This window comes from Variovorax sp. 20P10.2.4 (assembly GCF_058244205.1).
Genome location: NZ_JBZAYE010000397.1, coordinates 1 through 6,969, shown reverse-complemented (window position 1 = coordinate 6,969; position 6,969 = coordinate 1). Strand labels below are relative to the sequence as shown.

The 6,969-nt window shown below is 68.1% G+C and carries 6 protein-coding genes; 4 read left to right on the top strand and 2 right to left on the bottom strand.

Annotation, left to right across the window (positions count from 1 at the left end):
• Positions 1-180 precede the first annotated feature (180 nt).
• A complete protein-coding gene (locus tag AC27VN_RS28180) occupies positions 181-2,505 on the bottom strand; it encodes an ATP-binding protein (RefSeq protein ID WP_093343839.1) in 2,325 nt (774 codons plus the stop codon).
• Positions 2,506-2,621: 116 nt separating this feature from the next.
• Here AC27VN_RS28180 and AC27VN_RS28175 point away from each other — a divergent pair, with 116 nt between their 5' ends.
• The 3 genes from AC27VN_RS28175 (at position 2,622) to AC27VN_RS28165 (ending at position 6,103) form a co-directional block, all read left to right on the top strand.
• Positions 2,622-3,821, top strand: coding sequence for a threonine ammonia-lyase (locus AC27VN_RS28175; RefSeq protein ID WP_177239349.1), 1,200 nt, complete (start codon positions 2,622-2,624; stop codon positions 3,819-3,821).
• A gap of 129 nt (positions 3,822-3,950) precedes the next feature.
• Positions 3,951-4,103 carry a hypothetical protein gene (locus AC27VN_RS28170; protein WP_177239348.1) on the top strand — a complete coding sequence of 51 codons (153 nt, stop codon included), beginning with the start codon at positions 3,951-3,953 and terminating at the stop codon, positions 4,101-4,103.
• Positions 4,104-4,252: 149 nt separating this feature from the next.
• On the top strand, positions 4,253-6,103 hold the full coding sequence (locus AC27VN_RS28165; protein WP_490878663.1) for a phosphoenolpyruvate carboxykinase (GTP): 1,851 nt from the start codon (positions 4,253-4,255) through the stop codon (positions 6,101-6,103).
• An 85-nt stretch (positions 6,104-6,188) separates the two neighbouring features.
• Here the strand turns inward: AC27VN_RS28165 and AC27VN_RS28160 are convergent, their stop codons facing one another.
• Positions 6,189-6,734 (bottom strand): hypothetical protein, encoded by a 546-nt coding sequence (locus tag AC27VN_RS28160; protein ID WP_093344175.1) that lies wholly within the window; start codon positions 6,732-6,734, stop codon positions 6,189-6,191.
• Positions 6,735-6,836: 102 nt separating this feature from the next.
• Here AC27VN_RS28160 and AC27VN_RS28155 point away from each other — a divergent pair.
• Positions 6,837-6,969 (top strand): LysR family transcriptional regulator (locus AC27VN_RS28155; protein ID WP_490878664.1); only part of this gene is annotated, 133 nt, incomplete at its 3' end.

The window sequence follows — 6,969 nt, the reverse complement described above, 5'->3', positions numbered from 1 at the left end:
TCGAAGCCCCGGCGTGTTGCCGCGCGCGGCCTGCGTTGCGAAACCTCATCGAACATCTCCCTCATGCGGGCCCGCGAACGCGGGCGGACGTCTGGAACCCGGAAGCGCGTGTCTCCCGGCCTGTTGGCGGCTTCCCTTCCGCCTTTTTTCTTGCTGCGCCCCGGCGGCGGCGCGGGGCCGCTACTGCACGAAGCCGATGCCGCGCGATTCGCGCACTTCGGGCTTGATGCGGTGCTCGGCCTCGAGCTGATCGAGGAATTCGGCCGCCGAGAACTCGGTCGCCAGGATATCGGTCTGCCGTTTCACCGCCGCGAAATCGCCGGGGCACAGCTGCGAAAGCTGCGCCAGCCGCGCGCGGACCTCGCCCGTGAGCAGCGACGCATCGCCCGCGAGCGCCTCGGTCACGAACATGCGCTCGCGCTGCGCCGCGGTCAGCGGCATGAACTTGATCTTGAAGGTGAAGCGCCGCAGCGCCGCCTGGTCGAGCCGCTCGAGCAGGTTGGTGGTGCACACGAAGATGCCGTTGAAGCGCTCCATGCCCTGCAGCATCTCGTTGACCTCGGTGACCTCGTAGGTGCGCTGGGCACCGCGGCGGTCCTGCAGGAAGCTGTCGGCCTCGTCGAGCAGCAGCACGGCCTTCTCGCTCTCGGCCTCGCGGAACATGGCGGCCATGTTCTGCTCGGTCTCGCCGACGTACTTGCTCATGAGGTCGCTGGCCTGGCGCACGATCAGCGGCCGCGCGATGGCCTTGGCGATGTGCTCGGCGAGCGCGGTCTTGCCGGTGCCGGGCGCGCCGTAGAAGCACAGCGTGCCGTGGCCGCGCGCCTTCAGCGCCTCGACGATGCGCGGGATCTCGAAACGGGTCTCGACGTTGAGCATGTCGAGGTCGTAGGTGGTCACGGTGCGGCGCTCGCCGCGGCCGGTGTCGCTGGTGCCCAGCGCGAGGTCGGCGTTGCGCAGCTGGCGTTCGATCAGCGCCTCGACCGAAGCGCCGTCGGTCCGGGCCAGGCCCGCGAAGCGCACCGCGGTGCGGATCTGCGCCGGCGTCAGGCCCTTGCGCTCGGCCAGCTTGGCGGTGAAGGCCTCGGACACCGTCACGCCCTCGAGCGTCTTCTTCACGAGCTGCTCGCGCGCGCCCGGCGGCGGCGACTTGAGCTCGAGGTGGTAGGCGAAGCGGCGCCGGAATGCCGGATCGATCTGTTCGATGCGGTTGGTGACCCACAGCGTGGGCACCGGGTTGGCTTCGAGGATCTGGTTGACCCAGGCCTTGCCGCTGACGCTGCCGTTGGCCGGCGCGGGAATCTGTTCGGCGCGCGCCATGTACTGCGCGGCCTCGGTGCTGATCGGCGGGAACACGTCCTCGACCTCGTCGAACAGCAGCGCGGCCTGGGCGCTGCCCTTGAGAAAGACCTGCGCGATCTGCAGCGAGCGATAGCGGTCGCGGCCCGACAGCGAATTGCCATCGCGGTCGGCGTACTCGACCTCGAACAGCTCGAGCCCCGCGGCCTGTGCCACCACCTTGGCCAGTTCGGTCTTGCCGGTGCCGGGCGGGCCGTAGAGCAGCACGTTCACGCCCAGCTCCTTGCGCGCGACCGCCGCGCGCAGCAGCGTGACGAGCACGCGCACCTCCTCGTCGACGAAGGAGAAGTCGTTCGGCAGCAGCGCGCTCTTGGCCGAGGGCCGCGTGAACACGGCCATCAGCTCGTTGTGGTCGCGATATTCGCGCATCAGCACCGGCGGCAGCTTCTCGCTGACCTTCATCAGGTCGGCGAGGTCGGTGATGTTGTGTTCGGAGATCAGGTTCTCGACCAGCCCGATGCGCTCGAGCCGCGAGCCGGCACGCAGCGCCTCGCCGACTTCGCTCGCGTTCACGCCCGCGATGTCGGCGATCGCGGCATAGGCCTCGGGCGCGTTGTTGACCTTGAACTCGACCAGCAGCGAGCGCAGGTCGCGCTGGTAGCGCGCGAGCGTGCCGTACAGCAGCAGCGCGCGCTCGGCCTTGTTGAGCTGCAGCAGGCCCGCGAGCGCATCGATGTTCTTCTCGACCAGCGTGGACTGCTTGCGCAGCGCATGCGTGAGCCAGTCGCGCGTGACGGCCAGCACCGACAGCAGGTCCTTGGGCTGGTCCTTCGCGTACTCGTCGAGGTAGAAGAACAGCGTGCCTTCCTCGTACGGGCCGCGCCAGACGCCGTGGCGCTCGAGCAGCGTGCGGCCGTCGAGGTTCTCGATGCCCTTCCAGGCCTCGTTGCCCGCGCAGCGGCGGCCGAGGAATTCGCGCAGCCGCTGCAGCACCGCGGCCGGCCACACCAGGTGGCGGCCGGTCAGCGAGAGCAGGCCGTTGATGTCGCGCCGCACGTTGAAGCGCGGCCCCTGCTTGGCGGCGAGCGTGAGCACGAAGTGCGAGCACATGAGCTCGAGCACCGGTGCTTCCTTGAGACCGGGCGACGGCAATGCCTGCCCGCGAACCGCAGCAGCCACTACATCGACACCCGCACGCTTGACCATCGGACGAACCTCCAGAGAGGGGAATTACCGGCCAGACCATAACGCAGACTTTTGGCTTCGGGAAGACGCCGAAAGGGTAAAAACCCTGGTGTCCGATTCCGTCCACAATGCGCGCCATGGTCGAAATCGAAGAAATACGCCGCGCCGCGGCACGCCTCGCGGGACAGGTGCTCGACACGCCCTGCGTGGAATCGCGCACGCTGTCGGAGATCGTGGGCGCGCAGGTGTTCCTCAAGTTCGAGAACCTGCAGTTCACCTCCTCGTTCAAGGAGCGCGGCGCCTGCAACAAGCTGGTCGACCTGTCGGAGAGCGGCACCCGCGGCGTGATCGCGATGTCGGCCGGCAACCATGCACAGGGTGTGGCCTATCACGCGCAGCGGCTCGGACTGCGCGCGCTGATCGTGATGCCGCGCTTCACGCCCGGCGTGAAGATCGAGCGCACGCGCGGCTTCGGCGCCGAGGTGGTGCTGTACGGCGACACGCTCGACGCGGCGCGCGCCCACGCGGTCGAACTGGCGCAGCGCGAGGGCCTGGCCTTCGTGCATCCCTACGACGACGAGGCCATCATCGCCGGTCAGGGCACGGTGGCGCTCGAGATGCTCGCGGCCGAGCCCGAGCTCGACACCCTGGTGGTGTCGGTCGGCGGCGGCGGCCTGATCGCGGGCATGGCCGTGGCCGCGCGCGCGCTCAAGCCCGGCATCGAAATCGTGGGCGTGCAGACCACGCGCTTCCCGGCCATGGTCAACGCGGTCCAGGGCACGCAGCATCCGCAGGGCAAGAGCACCATCGCCGAGGGCATCGCCGTCGGCACGCCGGGCGTGCTGACGCGCGAGATCATCGCGCGCCATGTCGACGACCTGGTGCTGGTGGACGAAGGCGACATCGAGCAGGGCGTGCTGATGCTGCTCGAGATCGAGAAGACGCTGGTCGAAGGCGCCGGCGCCGCCGGGCTGGCCGCGCTGATCCGGCACCCCGAACGCTTCAAGGGCAAGCGCGTGGGCCTGGTGCTGTCGGGCGGCAACATCGATCCGCTGCTGCTCGCGGCCATCATCGAGCGCGGCATGGTGCGCGCCGGCCGACTCGCGCGGGTGCGCGTCAGCGCGCGCGACGTGCCGGGCTCGCTGGCCCAGATCACGGCCACCGTGGCCGAAGCGGGCGCTAACGTCGACGAGGTCCACCACCAACGGGCCTTCACCATGCTGGCGGCGCAGAACGTCGACATCGAGCTGGTGCTGCAGACCCGCGGCCGGGAACACCTGGCCAGCGTGCTGGAAGCGCTGGCCACGGCGGGCTTCGAGGCGCAGGAGCAGCACTGAGCCAGGTCGGGCCGGCTCGTCCGGTTACGTCTGGTTCCAGGGGTCTGGCAACCCCCTAGACCGCGGGCATGCACCCCACCGGTAAAATGCCACCAGTTCGTGTCATTCAAAGTATCAGAGGTATTTCCGATGTCCCACCCCACTCCTGTCGAGCCCGCACACGGCGCCGCCGCCGAGCAAGACACGGTCGAGTCGATCGTTCACCTGATGCCGCTCGTGCTGCCGATCGCCGGCGGCGTGCTGATGCTGCTGCTGGCATCGATCGCCGTCTTCCTGGCCTGACAGGCATTTGCGCTTTCGTCCGCGGGTCGTGCGGCCCGCGCTGACGCATCCTCCTCTCCCGAGCCGAAACGTTTTCTCAAACGGACCTCCACGCCGCCAGGCGTGGCGCACCGTTCGGAAAGACGATTTTTCAACTTAGGAGATTTCCGATGAACGCACCCACGACGAAGGGCCTTGGCATTCAGGCGCCCGCCTACGTCAAGAATGCCAAGCTGATTGCCTGGGTGGCCGAGATGGCCGCGCTGTGCAAACCCGAATCCATCTACTGGTGCGACGGCAGCAACGAAGAGTACGACCGTCTCTGCCAGCAGCTGGTGGACGCCGGCACCTTCCAGAAGCTCAATCCCGCCAAGCGCCCGAACTCGTTCCTCGCCTCGTCCGACCCGAGCGACGTGGCGCGCGTCGAGGACCGCACCTACATCTGCTCCGCCAACAAGGAAGACGCCGGCCCCACCAACAACTGGATGGCCCCGGCCGAGATGCGTGCCACTCTGCAGCCTCTTTTTGACGGCTGCATGAAGGGCCGCACGATGTACGTCGTGCCGTTCAGCATGGGCCCGCTGGGCTCGCCGATCGCGCACATCGGCATCGAGCTGTCGGACAGCCCCTACGTCGCGGTCAACATGAAGATCATGACCCGCATGGGCAAGGCCGTGTACGAGGTGCTGGGCGCCGAGGGCGAGTTCGTGCCCTGCGTGCACACCGTGGGCGCGCCGCTCGAGGCCGGCCAGAAGGACGTCGCCTGGCCCTGCAACAAGACCAAGTACATCGTCCACTACCCCGAGACGCGCGAGATCTGGAGCTTCGGTTCGGGCTACGGCGGCAACGCGCTGCTGGGCAAGAAGTGCTTCGCGCTGCGCATCGCCTCGAACATGGGCCGCGACGAAGGCTGGCTCGCCGAGCACATGCTGATCCTGGGCGTGACCAGCCCCGCGGGCAAGAAGCACCACGTGGCCGCAGCCTTCCCGAGCGCCTGCGGCAAGACCAACTTCGCGATGCTGATCCCGCCGGCCGGCTTCGACGGCTGGAAGGTCACGACCATCGGCGACGACATCGCCTGGATCAAGCCCCAGGCCGACGGCACCCTGCGCGCCATCAACCCCGAGGCCGGCTACTTCGGCGTGGCTCCGGGCACCAACGACCTGACCAACCCGAACTGCATGGCCAGCCTCGACCGCGACGTGATCTTCACGAACGTGGCGCTGACCGACGACGGCGACGTCTGGTGGGAAGGCATGGGCGACGCGCCCGCGCACTGCATCGACTGGCAGGGCAAGGACTGGACGCCGCAGATCGCCAAGGAAACCGGCGCCAAGGCCGCCCATCCGAACGCGCGCTTCACCGTGGCCGCTACCAACAACCCCGCGCTCGACGACGCCTGGGACGATCCGAAGGGCGTGAAGATCGACGCCTTCATCTTCGGCGGCCGCCGCTCGACCACCGTGCCGCTGGTGACCGAGGCCCGCAACTGGGTCGAGGGTGTCTACATGGCCGCGACCATGGGCTCGGAAACCACCGCCGCGGCCGCCGGCCAGCAGGGCGTGGTGCGCCGCGATCCGTTCGCGATGCTGCCGTTCATGGGCTACAACATGAGCGACTACTTCCAGCACTGGCTCGACCTGGGCAAGAAGCTGCAGGCCTCGGGCGCCACGCTGCCGCGCATCTACACCACCAACTGGTTCCGCAAGGGCGCCGACGGCAAGTTCGTCTGGCCCGGCTACGGCGAGAACATGCGCGTGCTCAAGTGGATGATCGACCGCATCGAAGGCAAGGCCGACGGCGTCGACCACATCACCGGCGTGAGCCCGCGCTACGAGGACCTCAACTGGACCGGCCTGGACTTCAGCGCCGAGCAGTTCGCCACCGTCACCAGCATCGACAAGGCCGCCTGGCAGGCCGAGCTCAAGCTGCACGACGAGCTGTTCGAGCAACTGGCCCATCACCTGCCGAAGGAACTGCCCGCGACCAAGGCGGCGATCGAGCAGCGCCTCGCGGCCTGATGTCAAAGCGCCCCGCAAGGGGCGTTCCAGACGCAAAAAAGCCGCCCGAGGGCGGCTTTTTCGTGGGCGCGATCGCCCGCTCCGATCAGTAGTAGCGCGAGCTGTTCATGCGGCGCATCGCTTCGTACAGCGTGGGCATGCGGGCCGCTTGCGTACGGGCGGCGGCACCGGCCAGCGCGTCGATCCTGGCCACGTCGGCCACGCTCGCCGTGCCTTCGGACTGCTGGCGCCAGACGGCGGCTTGCAGTTCGGCCATCACGCGCGGGTCGCTTTGCGCGGTGTCGAGGAAGCGGGCGTCGGCACGGGCCGAGGCGCGGCGCTGTGCGGCGGCGAGCCAGAGCGCGCCCAGCTTGTTGGCACCGTTGGCCAGCGAGCCGGCGAACAGGGCGATGACCGCGAAGGCACCGGCGCAGACCAGGGCCCAGGCCGCGAGCAGCGCGCCTTCGTCCCAGTGGGCGACGATGGTGTCGGCCACCACGAGCACCGCCGAGACGATGGCGACGATCAGCAGCAGGATCAGCGGACGGGCGCTGTTGCCGCCGCGTGCGGCCTTCAGGTGTCCGAACAGGACTTCGGCGCGTTGGACGCCGGGGTGGACGGTGGGTTGGTCGACGTGAATGAAGCTGGTCATGGTGCCCTCCAAGGCGTGTTTCTATTTCCGATGCCTCGATATTAGGGTTTGCCCTAGTAAGTTTCCACTTTATCTTTCTGATGTTTATCATTCACAAGACTGATGGACGTCAATTTCCGCACACTCGACCTCAACCTGCTGCGCGTCTTCGACGAGGTGATGGCGGAGCGCAACCTCACGCGCGCCGCGCGCAACCTGTCGATCACGCAGCCGGCAGTGAGCAACGCGCTGCGGC

What these genes read in the sequence shown, in the direction of transcription:
- AC27VN_RS28175 (WP_177239349.1), top strand. Translation starts at nt 2,622, where the DNA reads ATGGTCGAAATCGAAGAAATACGCCGCGCCGCGGCACGCCTCGCGGGA.
- AC27VN_RS28170 (WP_177239348.1), top strand. Translation starts at nt 3,951, where the DNA reads ATGTCCCACCCCACTCCTGTCGAGCCCGCACACGGCGCCGCCGCCGAG.
- AC27VN_RS28160 (WP_093344175.1), bottom strand. Translation starts at nt 6,734, where the DNA reads ATGACCAGCTTCATTCACGTCGACCAACCCACCGTCCACCCCGGCGTC.
- AC27VN_RS28165 (WP_490878663.1), top strand. Translation starts at nt 4,253, where the DNA reads ATGAACGCACCCACGACGAAGGGCCTTGGCATTCAGGCGCCCGCCTAC.
- AC27VN_RS28180 (WP_093343839.1), bottom strand. Translation starts at nt 2,505, where the DNA reads ATGGTCAAGCGTGCGGGTGTCGATGTAGTGGCTGCTGCGGTTCGCGGG.